This is a genomic window from Xenorhabdus bharatensis (assembly GCF_037996705.1).
In the GTDB taxonomy this organism is placed as follows: domain Bacteria; phylum Pseudomonadota; class Gammaproteobacteria; order Enterobacterales; family Enterobacteriaceae; genus Xenorhabdus; species Xenorhabdus bharatensis.
The window spans coordinates 1-17,846 of record NZ_JBBMXG010000011.1 but is presented as its reverse complement, the minus strand read 5'-3'; the positions used below and the strand labels follow the sequence as shown (position 1 = coordinate 17,846).

At 42.0% G+C, this 17,846-nt stretch carries 16 protein-coding genes and 3 pseudogenes; 8 read left to right on the top strand and 11 right to left on the bottom strand.

What is annotated here, in order from left to right:
* The first annotated feature begins 18 nt into the window (after positions 1-18).
* Both AAC855_RS11835 and AAC855_RS11830 read left to right on the top strand, forming a co-directional pair.
* Positions 19-1,176, top strand: coding sequence for an ABC transporter permease (locus AAC855_RS11835; protein WP_340609829.1), 1,158 nt, complete (start codon positions 19-21; stop codon positions 1,174-1,176).
* Positions 1,177-1,475: 299 nt separating this feature from the next.
* Positions 1,476-1,979 (top strand): GNAT family N-acetyltransferase, encoded by a 504-nt coding sequence (locus tag AAC855_RS11830; protein WP_340609828.1) that lies wholly within the window; start codon positions 1,476-1,478, stop codon positions 1,977-1,979.
* A gap of 57 nt (positions 1,980-2,036) precedes the next feature.
* Here the strand turns inward: AAC855_RS11830 and AAC855_RS11825 are convergent, their stop codons facing one another.
* On the bottom strand, positions 2,037-2,324 hold the full coding sequence (locus tag AAC855_RS11825) for a GIY-YIG nuclease family protein (RefSeq protein ID WP_422824378.1): 288 nt from the start codon (positions 2,322-2,324) through the stop codon (positions 2,037-2,039).
* A 269-nt stretch (positions 2,325-2,593) separates the two neighbouring features.
* Here AAC855_RS11825 and bhsA point away from each other — a divergent pair, with 269 nt between their 5' ends.
* Both bhsA and AAC855_RS11815 read left to right on the top strand, forming a co-directional pair.
* Positions 2,594-2,845: a multiple stress resistance protein BhsA gene (gene bhsA / locus AAC855_RS11820; protein WP_340609826.1), complete on the top strand. Its 252-nt coding sequence runs from the start codon at positions 2,594-2,596 to the stop codon at positions 2,843-2,845.
* Positions 2,846-2,958: 113 nt separating this feature from the next.
* On the top strand, positions 2,959-3,390 hold the full coding sequence (locus AAC855_RS11815; protein ID WP_340609824.1) for a YhbP family protein: 432 nt from the start codon (positions 2,959-2,961) through the stop codon (positions 3,388-3,390).
* Positions 3,391-3,403: 13 nt separating this feature from the next.
* Here AAC855_RS11815 and nrdG read toward each other — a convergent pair whose 3' ends face one another.
* The 4 genes from nrdG to pyrI form a co-directional block, all read right to left on the bottom strand.
* On the bottom strand, positions 3,404-3,868 hold the full coding sequence (gene nrdG, locus AAC855_RS11810) for an anaerobic ribonucleoside-triphosphate reductase-activating protein (protein WP_340609823.1): 465 nt from the start codon (positions 3,866-3,868) through the stop codon (positions 3,404-3,406).
* Between the two features lie 5 nt (positions 3,869-3,873).
* On the bottom strand, positions 3,874-5,781 hold the full coding sequence (gene nrdD, locus AAC855_RS11805) for an anaerobic ribonucleoside-triphosphate reductase (protein ID WP_422824381.1): 1,908 nt from the start codon (positions 5,779-5,781) through the stop codon (positions 3,874-3,876).
* 287 nt (positions 5,782-6,068) lie between these two features.
* Entirely contained in the window at positions 6,069-6,455 is a 387-nt protein-coding gene (ridA, locus tag AAC855_RS11800; protein ID WP_086955166.1) for a 2-iminobutanoate/2-iminopropanoate deaminase, read from the bottom strand.
* 209 nt (positions 6,456-6,664) lie between these two features.
* Entirely contained in the window at positions 6,665-7,141 is a 477-nt protein-coding gene (gene pyrI, locus AAC855_RS11795) for an aspartate carbamoyltransferase regulatory subunit (protein WP_340609822.1), read from the bottom strand.
* A gap of 300 nt (positions 7,142-7,441) precedes the next feature.
* Here pyrI and AAC855_RS11790 point away from each other — a divergent pair, with 300 nt between their 5' ends.
* Positions 7,442-8,170 (top strand): M15 family metallopeptidase, encoded by a 729-nt coding sequence (locus tag AAC855_RS11790; RefSeq protein ID WP_340609821.1) that lies wholly within the window; start codon positions 7,442-7,444, stop codon positions 8,168-8,170.
* A 41-nt stretch (positions 8,171-8,211) separates the two neighbouring features.
* Entirely contained in the window at positions 8,212-9,429 is a 1,218-nt protein-coding gene (locus AAC855_RS11785) for a DUF819 family protein (protein ID WP_340609820.1), read from the top strand.
* Between the two features lie 21 nt (positions 9,430-9,450).
* Here the strand turns inward: AAC855_RS11785 and AAC855_RS11780 are convergent, their stop codons facing one another.
* Positions 9,451-9,951: a DUF2867 domain-containing protein gene (locus AAC855_RS11780; protein ID WP_340609819.1), complete on the bottom strand. Its 501-nt coding sequence runs from the start codon at positions 9,949-9,951 to the stop codon at positions 9,451-9,453.
* Positions 9,952-10,326: 375 nt separating this feature from the next.
* On the opposite strand from AAC855_RS11780, the gene AAC855_RS11775 reads away from it, so the two are divergent.
* A complete protein-coding gene (locus AAC855_RS11775; RefSeq protein WP_340609817.1) occupies positions 10,327-12,645 on the top strand; it encodes an FdhF/YdeP family oxidoreductase in 2,319 nt (772 codons plus the stop codon).
* An 81-nt stretch (positions 12,646-12,726) separates the two neighbouring features.
* Here AAC855_RS11775 and AAC855_RS11770 read toward each other — a convergent pair whose 3' ends face one another.
* Positions 12,727-13,644 carry a bestrophin family protein gene (locus AAC855_RS11770; protein ID WP_340609814.1) on the bottom strand — a complete coding sequence of 306 codons (918 nt, stop codon included), beginning with the start codon at positions 13,642-13,644 and terminating at the stop codon, positions 12,727-12,729.
* Positions 13,645-13,966: 322 nt separating this feature from the next.
* On the opposite strand from AAC855_RS11770, the pseudogene AAC855_RS11765 reads away from it, so the two are divergent.
* Positions 13,967-14,548: pseudogene (locus tag AAC855_RS11765) on the top strand (IS1 family transposase); the annotation flags it as partial.
* A 365-nt stretch (positions 14,549-14,913) separates the two neighbouring features.
* On the opposite strand, the gene AAC855_RS11760 reads toward AAC855_RS11765, so the two are convergent.
* The 4 genes and pseudogenes from AAC855_RS11760 to AAC855_RS11745 form a co-directional block, all read right to left on the bottom strand.
* Positions 14,914-15,885: a hypothetical protein gene (locus AAC855_RS11760; protein ID WP_340609812.1), complete on the bottom strand. Its 972-nt coding sequence runs from the start codon at positions 15,883-15,885 to the stop codon at positions 14,914-14,916.
* Positions 15,886-16,623 carry a hypothetical protein gene (locus AAC855_RS11755; RefSeq protein WP_340610021.1) on the bottom strand — a complete coding sequence of 246 codons (738 nt, stop codon included), beginning with the start codon at positions 16,621-16,623 and terminating at the stop codon, positions 15,886-15,888.
* Positions 16,624-16,719: 96 nt separating this feature from the next.
* Positions 16,720-16,851, bottom strand: a pseudogene (locus AAC855_RS11750) (aspartate carbamoyltransferase); the annotation flags it as partial.
* Between the two features lie 134 nt (positions 16,852-16,985).
* Positions 16,986-17,846 (bottom strand): annotated as a pseudogene (locus AAC855_RS11745) (S1 family peptidase); the annotation flags it as partial.

The window sequence follows — 17,846 nt, the reverse complement described above, 5'->3', positions numbered from 1 at the left end:
GCAGGGAAAAGTCGGAAAATGAATAATTGGAAAATGTACTGGCAGACTTTCCGCACTGTATTGTTGTCCATGTTGGAAAAACCCATGTGGCTGATGTTAATTGTTTCTCTGTGCGTCATGAGTCTGGTTTATGTGAACCCCACATTATGGGATCTGCCAGTCGCAGTTATTGATCAGGATAACAGCCATATGAGCCGTGCGCTGATCCGTCACGTTGATGCCACAGCAAAAGTAGAAACCAAAAATTATGCCAGTCTCTCGGATGCCCGTGCTGACATGCTGCATCGTGAAATATTTGCCATTATCATTGTGCCGACAGATTTCGAGAAGCGTCTTTTGGGCGGGGAAAACGTGACAGTTCCGGTTTATGGTGATGCGACTAACCGTCTGGCAAACGGGGAGATTCAACAGGATTTGATACTGGCTTACCAAAAGTTACTATCAGAATACAATACAAAATTACTTTTGAAGTCGGGGTTCAGTACAGAACAGGTGAAGGTTCTGCTGCAACCGATCAAAGGGGAAACAGTCGGATTATTTAACCCGGGAGTGAGTTATGCTGCCATTATTTTCCCCGGGTTATTAGTCATGCTTTTGCAGCACTCCTTACTGATTGCTTGTGTGCGTGTAAGCATCGCTATGCGTGAAACCCCCAAAGGCCAGCCTCCGCTACCTGTCTATCTGGGAGCACTGTCCGCACTGTTGCCTATCTGGTTGTTTTTATCTGTCATCTTTTTTGTGCTATGGCCGTGGGTGCTGGGATACCGGCAGGATGCGCCAATCTATCAATTGCTGTTGATGACCTTTCCATTCCTGCTGGCGGTATTGGGGTTGGGTAAACTGGTTACAGAATGCTTACGCAGCGTGGAGATGATTTATCTGACACTGGCATTTATTACCACGCCGGTGTTTTATATTTCCGGTACAACGTGGCCCATACAGGCAATGCCAGATTGGGTAAGGGCGATTTCATCCGTTTTGCCATCCACATGGGCAACCAAAATTATCGCAGGAATGAACCAAATGAATATGCCTCTGCAAAGTATGCTGGGGGATATCGCGATGATCTTACTCCTTGGGGTTATCTATATGTTCCTTGGGATCTTGGTTGGGATGCTACGTAATGGCGAATTACGGGGGCTGAAAGTGTTTATGAAACGACTGAGAAAGAAATAATAATAATCTCGAATTATCGTCAGGCCGATAGTGAAAATATATTGATTTGGGGCAGGTTCCGTGTAAAGGTTTCAGGTGCTGATTTACTGCATCTCAATGTCAGTTTTTATGACGGATTTTTGAGGTAGCATCAGGAAATATCACAGTATTTTGGCAGGATAACAAATTCCTTTTCATGAAAAAGGAACCGGTTTTTTTTAGGTTAAATTCACTCTCCATTTTGATTTATTATAGTTAGCTGAATTTATCAAAATGGAACAGAAAGAGGGCGCTGATCAGCACGATCGCGCGTTATCGTCATGTTAATCAGGGTCGAAATTCCGGTTGATGCTATGGGGATTGATCGCTTGCTGCGGGAATCCTTTGAGACATCAGCAGAAGCTGAGTTAGTCCACAGGTTAAGAGAAGATGGCTTGTTGACACTGGGTGTTGTTGCGACTGATGATGAAGGTCACGTGATTGGCTATGTTGGTTTCACACCGGTTGATGTCAATGGACAGGATCACAACTGGGTTGGGTTAGCGCCATTGGCGGTGGCTCAATCGTACCGTCGTCAGGGGATTGGCGAGAAGCTGGTATATGAAGGCTTGGACAGCCTGAATGAGTTCGGCTATGGGGCAGTTGTCGTACTTGGTGAGCCTGAATATTATCAGAGGTTTGGTTTCAGGCCTGCCGAAGAATATCAACTACATTGCCAGTGGCCGGGTAGTGAACGATATTTTCAGGTTTACACACTGGCAGATGTCTCGCTGGATGATTGCCATGGTCTGGTCACGTATTCCCAGCATTTTGCTGACGTATGACATGTTACCGGCATTCTGATGGCAACATGTAAGTTAACAAAACTCAGTTAACAGAACTTATGATAAGTAGGTAACTATACAGACAGGCTGGGCAGTCACCAGCCTTTCTTTTTGCTGCTTACTCAGTTGTTTTACCTGATATTCCAGTCTCAAAGCCGTACTCCTGTCCGGCACTGCGCTATGATAGACCAATGTTAATGGCCCTTTTCCTTTCAGCGCTTTTGCACCTTTTCCGGCTGTATGTTGAGCCAGACGACGAGAAATATCTGTCGTAATTCCAGTATATAATGAACCATTCTGGGTTTTTATCAGGTAAAGATACCAATCAGATTCTTTAATATTCATTATTTTTTTTAAGTTATTTTCAATGTATTAATTACAAAAAAAACTAATACATTGCTTGGCTATCATTATCATGATTACATTTTTACAATTATAACTTATGGATTATATTAAATTATATGTCTATTAACCGTATGTGATCATTTTTTTAGTTCAAAATTATTGAATAAGAATAGCAGTAATAGCTAATTATCATTTTTCCGATAAGCGTATAAATTGATCCGCATCACAAGGGTAACACCTATATTTAAAAGTAGTCAGAGGATCTAAAGATGAAAAACGTAAAATTTATTGCTGCCGTGTTGTCATTAAGTGCTATTTCATTTGGTTCATTTGCTGCAACCGAAGTTAAAAGTGCTACTGGAGAGAAGATTGGTGTGGTTTCTGTCGCTGGGGCGGAAACACTGGATAGTCTGACTGAAGAATTATCCAAAAAAGCTGATAAAGCCGGAGCCGAATCTTTCCGTATTATTTCTGCAACAGGCAAAAATAAATTGTATGGTATTGCTGAAATCTATAAATAACTTATAGTTATTTCAGACTATGCTTATTTTTTAGATTAAATATCAGAACACGTCACTGGAATCTATCTAACGTGTTCTGATTAAAAGACAGAAATATAACGGTATATAAACAGATGGAATCGGATAAAAAAAAATTAACAATATGTCAGTATCTTGCCAATCAACATGTCTTCACACTTTGTACTTCTTCACCTCATGATCTCTGGTGCGCCAGTTGTTTCTATCTCTTTGATGCAGAAAAAATGGTTCTTTGGTTTATGACCGAAGCTGACACGCGTCACGGTAAAATCATGCAGGAAAATGCCGTCGTTGCGGGGACGATTGCAGAGCAAACGCATAATATTTCCCAGATCAGAGGCATTCAGTTCCGTGGTGAGGTTGTTGCGCTGACAGGAAAAGATGAAACCATTGCCAGAGCGGCTTATTGCCACCAGTTTCCTGTTGCGATAACGGCAAAAACACCTATTTGGCAATTGAACCTGAATGAGATAAAAATGGTGGATAATTCGCTCGGTTTTGGCAAAAAATTATACTGGCAGCGTTAATATCAGCGCAGATTCAGCGCAGATAGTGAATCACCTGATTACGACTGCCTCGCCAGATTAGCCGCGGATCTTGTTGCTCTTGTTCAAATTTCCCATCAATTAACACGTTAATATAGCTGACAATCTCCTGCTGAAGTCCACTTAATTCGCCGAGAACATAGCCTGTCCATAGCCAGATATCTTTATCCGGGCACTCTTTTTTGACCCGTTTGACCAACCGGAGAATTGTTACTGTGTTATCGGGATGAAGAGGATCGCCACCGGATAATGACAACCCTTGTCGCTTGATACGATGATCATTCAGATCTGCAATGAGCTGATTTTCAACTGACAGCGTGAAAGGGCAACCGGAATCAATCCGCCATGTTGTTTGGTTATAGCAGCCACGACACTGGTGGGAGCAACCCGCGACAAACAGCGTACAGCGGGTTCCGGGGCCATTGACCACATCGACCGGATAATATTGATGATAATTCATGGATATTAGCCAATATTCCCATTATTGAGATGTTTAATGCGGCGTTTTACCTCTTCCTGTTTACCCGTATTAAATGGGCGGGCATCAGGGCTGCCAAGGTATCCGCAAACCCGTCTTATCACGGAAACCTGAGTTGAATCATGATTACCACAAGCGGGGCAGGTAAAGCCTTTGCTGGTACAGGAAAACTCACCGGTAAAACCACATTGATAGCATTCATCGATCGGGGTATTGGTTCCATAATAAGGAACACGGGAATAACTGTAGTCCCACACATCTTCCAGTGCCTTTAAATTATGCTGTAGGTTGGGATATTCGCCGTAGCAGATAAAACCGCCATTCGCTAACGGAGGATAGGGTGCTTCAAAATCCAGTTTATCGTAAGGATTGACCTTCTTTTCTACATCCAAATGGAAGCTGTTTGTGTAATACCCTTTATCTGTAACCCCGCTGATGACTCCGAACTCAGCAACATCAAGACGACAAAAACGGTCACATAAACTTTCGCTCGGCGTACTGTATAAACTGAAGCCATAGCCGGTTTGCTGTTTCCATTCATCAATGGTTTTTCGCAGATGTTTGACGATAGCAAGAGCTTTTTTGCGGCGCTGTTCATCATCAAATAAATGAGTATGGTCACCATATAACGCATTAATCGTTTCATGGATACCGATATACCCTAACGAAATAGAAGCCCGCCCATGTTTGAAGATTTCGGCAATGTTGTCATCTTCTTTTAGTCGTATCCCACACGCTCCTTCCATATAGAGAATAGGGGCGACCCGTGCTTTGGTACTTTCCAGTCGTTCAATGCGCGTCATTAACGCTTTTCTGGCAATGAGCAAGCGCTGATCTAATAATTGCCAGAAGTGTCTCTCATCACCTTTTGCTTCAATGGCAATGCGGGGAAGATTCAGGCTGATAACCCCCAGATTATTGCGTCCGGCATGAATTTTCTGACCATTCTCTTCATAGACGCCAAGAAAACTCCGGCAACCCATCGGAGTTTTAAATGATCCGGTGACTTTAACCACCTGATCGTAATTAAGAATATCGGGATACATACGCTTACTGGCACATTCCAGCGCCAATAATTTGATGTCATAGTTGGGATCACCAAACCGGTGATTTAGTCCATCACGAATGGCAAAAACCAATTTGGGAAATACCGCCGTTTTGCGGTTTTTACCCAGACCGGCGAGGCGATTACGTAAAATAGCGCTCTGAATTAAACGGGATTCTTTTGATGTGCCCAGCCCAAATCCAAATGTCACAAACGGCGTTTGCCCATTGGCGGTATGCAGCGTATTCACTTCATATTCCAGAGACTGGAACGCGTCATAACATTCCTTTGCCGTGCGTGACTCTGCGTAAGCTTTCTTATCTGCGATTTGCCACTCTTCAGCAATAATCAGGTGCTTGTGATAGCTGGCTTTAACAAAGGGAGCAAGCACTTCATCAATGCGGTCAATGGTTGTGCCGCCATAAATATGACTGGCGACCTGAGCAATAATTTGGGCTGTGACGGCAGTTGCTGTGGAGATCGATTTTGGCGGCTCAATTTCAGCATTTCCCATTTTAAAGCCGTGGGTCAGCATCCCTTCTAAATCGACCAACATACAGTTAAACATCGGGAAAAATGGCGCATAATCCAGATCATGGTAGTGAATTTCGCCTTTCTCATGTGCCAGAACAATATCATCCGGTAGCATATGCTGTTTGGCATACTGTCTGGCAACGATCCCCGCCAGCAAATCACGCTGAGTAGGGATAACTCTGGCATCTTTATTCGCGTTCTCATTGAGCAAAGGCAGGTCACTTTGTTCGATCAGCCCGCGTATTTCCTGATCCAGACGATCATGCCATTCGTGGCGATTTTCCCCGACGTTAACCGGATGGTCATTGCGCTGTATCACAACCGTTTTCACAATAGGATTCCTCAGTATGTTATCCATCACCCCATCACAACGACCATTGCATAATGGTTAGTTTCTGATTCTGTGTGGATAACCTTGTGCATAAGCACTATATATAGTGAATATTTTATATTTAAGCACAATATGTGGAGTTTTGAAGGGAATATACCGCTCAATAAGTTGATCTGAGACAAAGAAAGGGAAAGTTGTTCCGGAAAGAGATATACACAAAAAAGAGCAACCAACCCCGATATTGAGCCTATCAGGGTTGATAACGCTATGAATTAGCTACGTACTGCAATCGCTTCGATTTCGATTTTTACATCTTTTGGCAGACGGGCAACTTCAACACATGAACGGGCAGGGAATGGCGCGTTATGTTCAGTGAAGAACGCTTCATAAGCAGCATTCACAACAGTGAAGTCATTCAGGTCTTTAACAAACACAGTTGTTTTCACAATATTGGCAACTTTCAGGCCAGACTGCTCAATAATGGCTTTCACGTTTTCCAGTGACTGGCGAGTTTGTGCAGTAATATCTTCAGAAACAGCACCGGTTTTTGGATCAACAGGGATTTGACCGGAAGTAATAACCATGCTGCCCAGATCAACACCCTGAACATAAGGGCCAATTGCGGCTGGTGCATTTTCGGTATGAATGGAACGTGACATTAGGAACTCCTGTTTAACGTCAGAATGAAAGATACCCGTCGTCTTTCAAGTTGCCTCTTTGTTGGCTGCACTAGCTCACCCCAATCACATAGTTATCTATGCTCAGGGGACTTGCTCCTTTGCCGTCGCGATACAACTGGAAATCCATAAGGTATATGTTGAGAAGGCTTTATTATAGTGCCACTCAGCCCGGCATCAACTGCGGGATCTTAATCGTTGTTGATAACAGCCTGACGATCAAACTCTTTCTCACAGTACTTGCAGCGAACGATAACATCATTTGCCGTTTCCATGACATGGAAGCTGCTTTCTACAGGCTCATTATGGCTGATACAGTTACCATTAGGGCAGACAAGGATACCGTCAATCTGTTCTGGCAGGTTGATTGGCATTTTCTTTACAACAACATAATTTTCAATGTTATTGACGGTTGCATGTGGTGCGTACATAGCGAGCTGGTTTGCCTGCTGGGCTGTCAGGAAGGTATTTTCGAGTTTAATCAGATCTTTCTTCCCTAAGTGATTGGAAGGCAAATTCAGGCCAATAGTAATACGCTGATCAGTTTCTGTGAGTTTGAAGAGAGACAATAATTTAAAACCGACCTGAGCCGGAATATGGTCGATAACTGTGCCGCATTTAATGGCTTCTACTTGCAACTGATGGTCTTGTGGGTGCGCTTGAGTCATGTTGTGTTGTGAATACCGTCTGGTATTCTTCCTCCGAATATTAGGGGATACCGACACATATTTTGTCATATAAGATTTGGCATTGCATCTGGTGTAACCGACACAATTTTAAATGATATTTAACCTGCTCAACAGAAAGAAAATTAAAATTTGATAGCTTTTAACTTTGTTGCTAGTCTGTAAATACCTTGTTATTTTCAAATAAATTAAATTAATGATTAAAGTCTCTTTTATTTAACTAATTAATAAATTTTATTTAAATATAACTAAGTGAAAACAAAAAAGAAGATGAAGGTTAATATGCTGCATTCTTTTACTGAGCAGAAAATTAGTACAAAAAAGCTTTTTGACTGGGAAGCTATTAATAAAATATCTATTAATGAATGTCATGAGCCTTTAGAAATCATTGATGAAACGGATAAGATAAAACTGAAACCGGTTTATTTTCTTGCTGGTATCAACGGTGCTGTTGAATATTGTGCAGTAAGGAAAAGTGTGGCTGAAAAATTAATACAAGCCTCCAAGTTATTACCTTCTCATTTAGGGCTTTTAGTTTTGGATGGGTGGCGTTCACGGGAAACTCAGCTTGCATTGCAGGAGAAAACACGGGCTACCATTGCACAGCAGTACAGCGACTTATCCCTTGAAGAACAAAAAGAATTACTGGAACAGTTTGTGGCACCGGCCCCGACTGAGCAAAATCCGGTGAGTCCCCATCTGACAGGGGGTTCAGTGGATGTGACGCTGTTTGATATGGCCTCCGGTAAGGCACTGTTTATGGGAACAGAATTCGATGAAGTTGATGACCTGTCTTACACCGCAGCCTTAGAACAAGCATCGGATACAAACATGCCCGCAATATTATATCGCCGGATACTGCATCACGTTATGGTTCAGGCTGGCTTTACTAACCTGCCGACTGAATGGTGGCATTACGATTATGGCAATGCTCTATGGGCATTCTATAAAAATGATCAAGCTGTTTATGGTGCAGTGGAAGGCATCAGGGGATCAGACAGCACAATATAGAATATTATCGGCCTGAACAGAATAAGAGGTTAAATGACATAATGAAAAATACCTTAATTAACGCTGATAATTCATTAATGCTGTGGGCTTTTATTATGATTGCGGTCGCGGCTGCAATTATACTGGAACAAAAATATAAATGGGCGACTAAAATACCGGGCGCTGTTATTGCTCTGGTCATAGCCATTCTGGCTTCTAACTTACATATTATTCCGACCGAAGCACCCGCTTATGATGTTGTCTGGGAATATATTGTCCCTTTAGCCATTCCGCTGCTGTTATTTAAAACTAATTTACATAATCTGATTACCGGTAGTTGGCGCTTATTTATATTATTTTTGATTTCTTCTGTCGCAACAATGATTGGTACTGTTGTTGCCTTTCATTTACTCCGGGGGTATATCCCTGAGCTGGATAAAATCAGTGGGATGATTTCCGCATCTTATACCGGTGGTGGTGTCAACTTTGCTGCAATGGCGGCCAAATTAGCACCATCTGAAAGTATGACAGCATCCACTATTGTCGCCGACCACATGATGATGGCGGCGTATTTTATTATCCTGATGGTTATATCCGGTTGGTCAGTGGCAAGGAAATTCTGGGGAAGCCCTTATTCTGATGCGATTGACAATAATCCTGAACTGGATAAATCTCAGACGTTAGCGGCTGCTTACTGGAAACCAAAAAATATTGCTCTGAAAGATATTGCGTTGGCACTGGCATGGTCAATTTTTATCGTGGCGCTGTCATTCCATCTTTCGTCATGGTTAAAGGCACTGTTCGGGCAACCTGACAGCATCTATCAGGAACTGGTTTTCAGTTTGATATCAGATAAATATCTACTTCTTACTACAGTGACATTTATTCTGGTATCGATATTCAAAAAAACATTCAGCAATCTTAATGGCACGCAGGAATTAGGTACTTACGCTATTTATATGTTTTTTGTTGTTATCGGCATACCGGCTTCTGTCCACGCTATTATCAGCAATGCACCTTTACTGTTTGTCTTTGTTTTTATTATTGCCATGATTAACCTGTTGATTACTTTCTCAGCAGGGAAAGTATTTAAATTTAGTCTGGAAGAAAATATTCTTGCCTGTAATGCCAATATCGGCGGGCCAACCACAGCGGCGGCAATGGCAATCAGCCGCGGCTGGAATTCTCTGGTCGGGCCGATTATGGTCATTGGTACAGTCGGTTATGTTATTGGTAATTATGTCGGCACGTTTGTTTACTTTGTGGTGGAGTATATGTGATAACCGGTTAAATTTAGTCTGTTAGGAAAACGTCATTTTCCTGAGCATACTGTTCACAATAATACTGTGTGCAAAAGAGACTGGGATCATATACATTTTCCCGAAAAAATTATGGGTAATAACGGATGCTGTGATTGTAACTTTATCGTCTTTTTTCTGATTATCACTTGATAAAATATTCAGGGAAACTAGAACGGTTAAGTGTATATCTTCTGATAACAGACATAATTCATCATCACTGATATGGGTAATCTTAAAAAAATCAACAGAGCTTCCTTCACGCACATTTTCTTCTGAATGCCCGCCAGAGAATCCATGGATTTTTTCAACACCCGCGAGGCTGGATATTCTATCTCTTATTGCAAAAGACAAACGTATCCATAATGGTGTTTTCTTTGTCATTTCATTATAAATAGTCAGGGCAGTGGTTTTATTTTTAATAAAAGTATGTTGCTGGCTGTAATAGTCTAATTGATCTTTTTTATTTAAAAGCAAGAAACCAAACTCATCACGATAGTACATATGACACCACGCTATTATTTTTTCCTGATTGGAATTAGGAATATTCGGCTTGTTCGCCATTTTGCAGTAGATACCTTACGCCTTTCAAGTTGCTTCTTTCATAAAGTATAAAAAATGCACACAATTGAATTAAAATTGAACAATACTTTACCTTGCTAACGTCTTATCATTGTATTTATTTTCGCCAATTCAAATAGGTTATCTGGCAATGTGATGGACATCACATTGGAGGTCACCGTATTAACGGGAAGATAATTCGGTTTTCTCGTTGTATAAGAACGGAATAAGTATCACAATAAATCTGTTCGGCGTTCCTGATTCATCTGCCAATCCGTGGCCAATTCTTTGACCACCATGTTAAAAATAGAGATTGTTATGAAATTCAAATCAAAAATAAAACCCTATCACGCTGCGGCGGGAGGCTGGGGGTCATTGGAGGCAACAACACGCTTTGTCTTTGATAGTAAACAAGTATTAAAGAACATGGTTAATCTGATGCGCATGAACAAACCCAGAGGCTTTGACTGCCCGGGATGTGCATGGGGTGATGATAACAAAAGCCTTTTCAGCTTTTGTGAAAATGGCGCGAAAGCAGTGACTTGGGAAGCCACCCGGCGTCATGTAGACCGGACGTTTTTTGCCACACATAGTGTTAGCAAACTCTACGAACAAAGTGATTACTTTCTGGAATATCAAGGGCGCGTTATTGAACCGATGCGCTATAACCATGAGACCGATCACTATGAGCCGATTAGCTGGGATCAGGCTTTTTCTTTGATCGCCAGACACATTAACGGAATGGAAAACCCTAACCAGCTGGAACTGTATACTTCCGGTCGGGCCAGTAATGAAGCTTCATGGCTGTATCAGCTATTTGGCCGGGTACTGGGAACTAATAACTTTCCTGATTGCTCAAATATGTGTCATGAAGCAAGCGGTTACGGCTTACTGAAAAGTCTGGGAGTGGGTAAGGGAACGATTCGTCTGAATGATTTTGATCATGCAGATGCTATTTTTGTCTTTGGGCAGAATCCCGGTACAAACCACCCACGGATGCTGCATAGTCTGCGGCATGCGGCAGAACACGGAGCCAGAATTGTCACCTTCAATACATTGCGTGAACGCGGCTTAGAGCGCTTTGCTGATCCACAAAAACCCCTCGAAGTTGTTACTCCAATGGCAGGCAGTATCAGCCACCGTTATTATCAGCCTAAATTAGGCGGAGATATGGCTGCTGTGCGGGGGATGGTCAAAGCGTTGTTGGAAATTCATAACTCTCGTATCGCTGCCGGAGCAGCGGGTATTTTTGATCAAGACTTTATTTCAGATCATACCGAAGGTGTGGATGCTTATTTACAGGAAGTGACCGTGACTAAATGGTCATTTATAGAGGAACAATCTGGTCTGACGCAGCAACAGCTACGTGAAGCTGCGGATATTTATCTACATGCTGAACGTGTGATTTGTACTTGGGCAATGGGGATTACTCAGCATAAACACTCTCTTGATACAGTCCGTGAGATCACAAACCTGCAATTACTGTTTGGCCAGTTAGGTAAACCCGGTGCTGGTGTATGTCCGGTGCGTGGTCACAGTAACGTACAAGGAAACCGGACGATGGGGATTAATGAGCAACCGCCTCAGGCTTTCCTTGATAGTCTGGCAAGCCACTTTGGTTTCGAACCTCCCCGTGCTCATGGTCATAATGTGGTGGAAGCGCTGGAGGCGATGCTGCGTGATGAAGTGAAAGTGCTGATTGCGCTGGGAGGAAATCTCGCTGCCGCTGCGCCGGACAGCCCACGAACAGAAACAGCACTCCGGCATTGTGATTTGACTGTTCATATCAGTACAAAATTAAATCGGAGTCATCTTGTTACCGGTAAAAAAGAGGCTCTTATCCTACCGGCACTGGGGCGTACAGAACAGGATATTCAGCGCAGTGGTGCGCAGTTTGTGACGGTAGAAGATTCTTTCAGCATGGTGCATGCTTCTGAAGGGATAAACAAACCACTCTCTGATACACAGCGTTCTGAAACTGCAATAGTTGCGGGCATTGCTGATGCGGTCTTAGGCAATACTCCGACAATTAACTGGCTGGAATTAGCCGGAGATTACAACAAAATCCGCGATCATATTGGGGCAACTATTCCCGGATTTACTGGTTTTAATAAAAAATGTGAACATCCGGGCGGTTTCTATCTTGGTAATGCGGCAGCGGAACTGCGCTTTCAGACCCCGAGTAAAAAAGCTGAATTTAGCCATGCACCATTGCCAGACACACTGTTTCCCCAAATTGATGGAAAAGACGTTCCCTTTGCTTTGCAGACCCTGCGCTCCCATGATCAATACAACACAACCATCTACGGTTTAGACGACCGCTATCGTGGCGTTTATGGTCAACGGGAAGTCTTGTTTATGAACCCGGAAGATATTGCTCAGTTGGGTTATCAGGAGGGCGATCTGGTCGATATTGAGACAATCTGGCATGACGGCATTAAGCGCAAAGTCTATGGATTTAAATTAGTCCCTTACACTATCCCGCGCGGTAATCTGGCCGCTTATTACCCTGAAACCAATCCGTTAGTACCGATGGACAGCATTGGTCATGGTACAGGTACACCAACATCCAAATCTGTTCCGGTGAAATTATCATTGACTGCATTGCAGGATTCAGAATCTCAGCGCCTCATATAATACCTTAATTCAGGCTCGTTTTTGGGAAAGACATTAAAACCGAGCCTGTTGTTCTATTTTTAATCAAATAAAGATGCGTAATCAGAGCAGATTAAATTTTTCGTTAGGTTGTAATAAAGCCGGCAATGGTGTCTGGTCATTCATTTCCATCAGATGGCGTTCAATAACGGTACAAATTGCATTAAGGGGTAAATCATTGGGTGAAGTTCCGAATGGATCTTCTAACTCTTCAGCCAACGCATCCCATGATAAAAAAGCATAAGAAATAAATACCGAAACAAACGGTGTCATATAGTGTAAATCGGTAACCAGAGCAAAAGGCAGCAGGGTACAGAAGAGATAAACCGTTCGCTGGAGTATCAGCGTATAGGCGAAAGGAACGGGCGTACTGGCGATACGCTCACAGCCACCCAGAATATGGGAAAGCTCATTGAGGTTCTTATCCATCATTTCATAGGTGATATCACTTAATAAACCTTCTTTCCTCCATCTACCGAGGAGAAGGCTCATTTTCAGTAATAACCGATTAGTTGGCATCGGGCTGCGAATAATTTCAGCATATATTTCTGCGGGCAGAAGGCGATATAAATCTTCTTTTGGATCAGTGCCACGTAGCTGATGTTTTAAACTCCAGCTAAACGCGATAAGTAAGACAGAAAATTGTTGATGTAAGTGAGTTTCATCTGGCTGGATACTCTTAATCTGGCGTAACAACGAGCGCTGAGTCACCAATAACGATCCCCACAGTGCTCTGGCCTCGACAAAACGGCTGTAACTGGTGTTATTACGAAAGCCGAGAAAAATGGCGATAGCGATCCCCAGCAGGCTGAACGGGGCGACCGTCAAATGAATGCCAAGGTGTTCATACCACTGATAACTCACAACTGCGATGATAGACATGAGTATATTCAGCATTAAACGGAAGGTTATTTTTGATAAGACTGAGCCGTGCCAGTCAAATAAACGAAAGAACCAGTGTTGGTTAGGACGGATGATCATGGTGAATACAAACTTTTATAATTATTAACTAACTAAATAAGACCATCCTAATACTATTGTAATTCCAGCTCCAGAATTTCGCAGTTTTTCTTAGTCTTAGGTTAAAAAAGCGCCTCCAATCAGGAGGCGCGAGCCTGTAAACTATGTGGGACAAACTCCTTCGCGAAAACGTCAGCATTTCTTTGTTCTTTATCGAATAATATTTCATCAAGTGCCGATTTTCTCGTCAGACAATAAAGGAATCCTTGTAGCGGTTCCTTTAGTGGCGAGGATTATATTTTTCTCAAAGCCAAGACTCATTATTCTGGGAGTTAGTTTGCAGTTCATCAGAAATTTTGCCTACCGCTGCTTTCTGTGCTCATTTTGGTCACGTATTCAAGGCGTTGATCTTGCGATGAACAATGCCGGCATCAGTGACACTGCCAAAGCCCTGCATATCAGTATTAATGCGGTCGTTCGTGTTTTAAAAAACTCCAGCCACGGTGACGATTTCACCACTGGGTGAAGTTGAAATTGTATTTATTTGTGAAGTTGACGAAATGTGGTCATTCGTCGGGAATAAAAAGTGCCAACGTTGGTTATGGTATGCTTGGGAGCCTCGTCTAAAATGCATTATTACGTATGCTTTTGGTAGACGAAACAAAAAAACGCTAAAAAAGTCATTGAAAAAACTGTCTAAATTCAAGGTAGCCTTTTAGTGTACTGATAATTACCGAGCCTATAATGTACTGCCTCCAGCCAAACATCTGGTTGGAAAATATTTTACTCAACATATCGAACACGAAAACTTAACCTTACGTAACCGAATTAAGCGTCTTAACCGTAAAACACTCGGTTATTCAAAGTCACCTGAAATGCATGACAAAACCACTGGCACTTTTATTGAACTGAATATTATGTTTGAAGGTGGTTAACGTGTTGAATACATGGCCAGGAATGGAAATCTCTATCCGTAGTTTTCATCGCACATAAATTGCCATCAATACTTTCGATACATATAGATAGGGGCGCTTTTCCTAGTTTGTTACTTAGTAATGGAGTAGTAAGTAACTCTTTTGGGTTGCAATAAATGGCGTCGGGGTTATTTTGCTCAGAGCTTTGGCTGGTATATTGTACCATTTAATATCATTCATGATTTTTCTATCCATTTTTAATTGTTTTTTATTTTCTCTTTCTAAATTTAATTCATAAATATCAACCAGCTGAATACCTGCTGGTTGATGTAAAGTAGCGATATCATAAATGTCGTAACATAATTTATCTGACTATTTATGTATTTTTCTGACTGTTATCCCTGCCATCTCGTTTGTCCAGTTCCGCCAAAATATGCTCTAGCTGTTCATTAAAATCTGCGGGTTTTTTATCCTTGAATAAGAACAAAGCGGGAAAACGTTTATAATCAGTAGCTGCAACGGCATCTTTGCCTTGTATAAGGTATTTAACGATAAAGGCGTGTGCTTCATCTTGTCGTAGTTTTGTGTTGAATCCTAATATAGAACCATAAGAGAGACACATCTGGAAAGCACGACGAGTCAATGTATTGTTTTCATCCAGTGTATACATGGCTAACCCCATCAGATGGATAATTTTCATGGGATCGGTTTGATTGGAAACACCTACCTGAGAATAGCGGGCAGCATAGACTTTGCCTTTATACCAACTGAAAAACAATTGCCGTTCTCGATCAATAAATATGGGTGCTTGCAGTTTCCAGAAAAAGCATCTGTGTATTAAATAGAGAGAATATGCAAGCAGAAACCCAAAGAGAAGAAGATCCTTAATTAAAATTCGGGTACTAGCGTGATAATAGTTGTAGCGATAGTAAAGATATTTCCAAAAAGAAACGGTGTTATCATTACCAATAAAACGGGCGTTTTCCATATAATCAGGAAGATCTTTACGTAGATAAAAGTTTTCTCCATATTCTTCACGAACAAGTTTAACCCATCGCAGAATATATTCTTCATCACTTTTTTTCTGATCAATAAAGTCAATGATACTGTAATGAAAAGCTAGCAATATACCAATAAATATAGGGAATAGCACAAACATTCTGGCAAGTCGTTGAGAATTACGAAGAGTACATTGAGTATTGTCAATGCTGTTAAGAGGAAGATAACTTTGTAATGCTTCGTAACTTTTTCTCTCTATTGGTGTGGCTAACAGGGATTCCTGCTGATCGATCAGTGGAATTGGTGTCACATCATGAAGGGTTGCGGATATTTTTTTTGAATAGCTCATTTATCGGAACTCCGTGCCTTTAAATCCTAAAATAGGTTTTTTACTGATATCTGATTTTTCTGTTTTATGTGCTAAATAACGTAATGGAACAGCGGCATCTTCGAATGGAATATAGTGCCAGAATAATTCAGCTGTTTTTAAAGATTCCCGGAATCTTGCCGTGAGTTCTTTATCATATACATAGAGTTTTCCATCAATCTTTTCTGCTTGAGACTTGAGTTTTTCATAGTGCTCTTGTTCTTCTTTGAGTGATTTTACATGTTTTTGTATAAGTTCACTGGGAGCTGCGTTGCCTGATAGCCATGTATTTACCGGCTTTTGAGGTTGAAGTTGGTAGAACGCATATTGAAGGTCAGATGTTCCTCGTTGGAATGCAGGCAATTTGAAGGTATAAATACTGCTGAATTTGTTGTATTTCTGCTTACGTGTAATGGTTAATTCAGGCATAAAAAATAGATTTAAGAATTCCTGACTCTCAATTTTGAAGGCTTTTTGGGTCTTACTATTCATTTTTCTGGCTATGTCTAGTTGCCTGTTAAAAGATGGGCGTTTGTCTTCATTCCAAAACGGATACTTATCTCCATTTCCCCAAAAACTATTACAGAATAGATTTTGTGTATCAGAACGATTAAATATTATTAAGCTAATAGTGCCACCAATAACTAATACCCATCCCATAAAAGCCATACCAGCCATCAATGTAGCTCCTATTGCTACGGAATTGGCACTAGCAGCCATATCAATACTCACCATACCTAATGCTGCACTTCCCAGCCCTATTGCATAGTTACTGTATGCCGCTCCTTTATTACTGATAGCGCTGGCTTTTCTTCCATCAATACGTCGCAGAGCATGGAGTACTTTCAGGTTTCACCAAATCTGCCACCCGCAGCACAAACTGGGCTTTGATATTGCATATTCAGAAGGGGCAAGGCGCTCTTTCTGAACGCGGGTCATATACAGAATAGCCATGTTTACATTCCTCTTTTATGACTTTCAGCCTTGGACTGGGCAGGCGAAAAAAAGCGCCTCCAATCAGGAGGCGCTATGCCGTAGTTCATTTCGTTCAAATCTCCTTAAATAGAAGGCCTAATATTTGTTTAATGGCGATTAGAATGTAAGTAGATTACTGAAGAAGCGCCATGCGCTGGCTGGATTTCATAGGATATCTGTGCCGTAGAGTGCAGTTCATGGTTGATAAACTGTTCAGCCGATATCGTGAATTTCCCCTTCCCGAATAGGTAAGGCCCGCAAGACCAGTCTCCGGATTCAGTAACGGTGGTATCACACGCTTTATTATCACCTTTTTTGCCTATATGTATTTGGGCACCGGGTTCGCCTATTCCGGCAATGTCAAAAGGTTTCCGGTGGAATTTAGCACTCTGTTCAGGCGCTGTGATACTGATTCGGTTTTGGGTGATCTCATATTGGCGTGTCACTTCCGAGGTTCTTTGATAATGGTGTATGGTCAGATCTTCTGAGGGGAGTTCTTGATATTGGGCGGCATAAAGGGAGAATATTCCTTCCAGTTTTGCCGTCATGACGGGATTATTTGGGCATACCCATTTACCGTTGGCATCCACTTTGGTCTGACAAATCAGTGTGCCAGATGAAGTCGGCAGGACGGTTTCTTTTGGCGGTAAAAACGATTTTGAACTGGCGATAAGGATCAGTTGGCCGGGAGTACCTTCTCCCTGAATTGATATATCGCTATTTATCCGGTAGTGAGCGTTTTTTTGCGGCTCGGTAATCCGCATTGGCATGGTAAAGTGCCATTCGATAGGTATACCAATTTTATTCCCATCCTTGGTTTCCTGTATCACTAATGTATAGGCTTCTCCTCCGTGTAATTTGCTTGTGTCAATGTTTAACCCCCAATGAGGCATAGCAAGGCCAGCTATGATAGCAACAGCACCGATAACAGCACCCGAAGCCACTCCGGCCAGCCCGGTGGCAAGCCC

Coding starts and splice junctions, on each gene's coding strand:
- AAC855_RS11835 (WP_340609829.1), top strand. CDS start 19: ATGAATAATTGGAAAATGTACTGGCAGACTTTCCGCACTGTATTGTTG.
- AAC855_RS11830 (WP_340609828.1), top strand. CDS start 1,476: ATGTTAATCAGGGTCGAAATTCCGGTTGATGCTATGGGGATTGATCGC.
- AAC855_RS11825 (WP_422824378.1), bottom strand. CDS start 2,324: ATGAATATTAAAGAATCTGATTGGTATCTTTACCTGATAAAAACCCAG.
- bhsA (WP_340609826.1), top strand. CDS start 2,594: ATGAAAAACGTAAAATTTATTGCTGCCGTGTTGTCATTAAGTGCTATT.
- AAC855_RS11815 (WP_340609824.1), top strand. CDS start 2,959: ATGGAATCGGATAAAAAAAAATTAACAATATGTCAGTATCTTGCCAAT.
- nrdG (WP_340609823.1), bottom strand. CDS start 3,868: ATGAATTATCATCAATATTATCCGGTCGATGTGGTCAATGGCCCCGGA.
- ridA (WP_086955166.1), bottom strand. CDS start 6,455: ATGTCACGTTCCATTCATACCGAAAATGCACCAGCCGCAATTGGCCCT.
- pyrI (WP_340609822.1), bottom strand. CDS start 7,141: ATGACTCAAGCGCACCCACAAGACCATCAGTTGCAAGTAGAAGCCATT.
- AAC855_RS11790 (WP_340609821.1), top strand. CDS start 7,442: ATGCTGCATTCTTTTACTGAGCAGAAAATTAGTACAAAAAAGCTTTTT.
- AAC855_RS11785 (WP_340609820.1), top strand. CDS start 8,212: ATGAAAAATACCTTAATTAACGCTGATAATTCATTAATGCTGTGGGCT.
- AAC855_RS11780 (WP_340609819.1), bottom strand. CDS start 9,951: ATGTACTATCGTGATGAGTTTGGTTTCTTGCTTTTAAATAAAAAAGAT.
- AAC855_RS11775 (WP_340609817.1), top strand. CDS start 10,327: ATGAAATTCAAATCAAAAATAAAACCCTATCACGCTGCGGCGGGAGGC.
- AAC855_RS11770 (WP_340609814.1), bottom strand. CDS start 13,644: ATGATCATCCGTCCTAACCAACACTGGTTCTTTCGTTTATTTGACTGG.
- AAC855_RS11760 (WP_340609812.1), bottom strand. CDS start 15,885: ATGAGCTATTCAAAAAAAATATCCGCAACCCTTCATGATGTGACACCA.
- AAC855_RS11755 (WP_340610021.1), bottom strand. CDS start 16,623: ATGGCTGCTAGTGCCAATTCCGTAGCAATAGGAGCTACATTGATGGCT.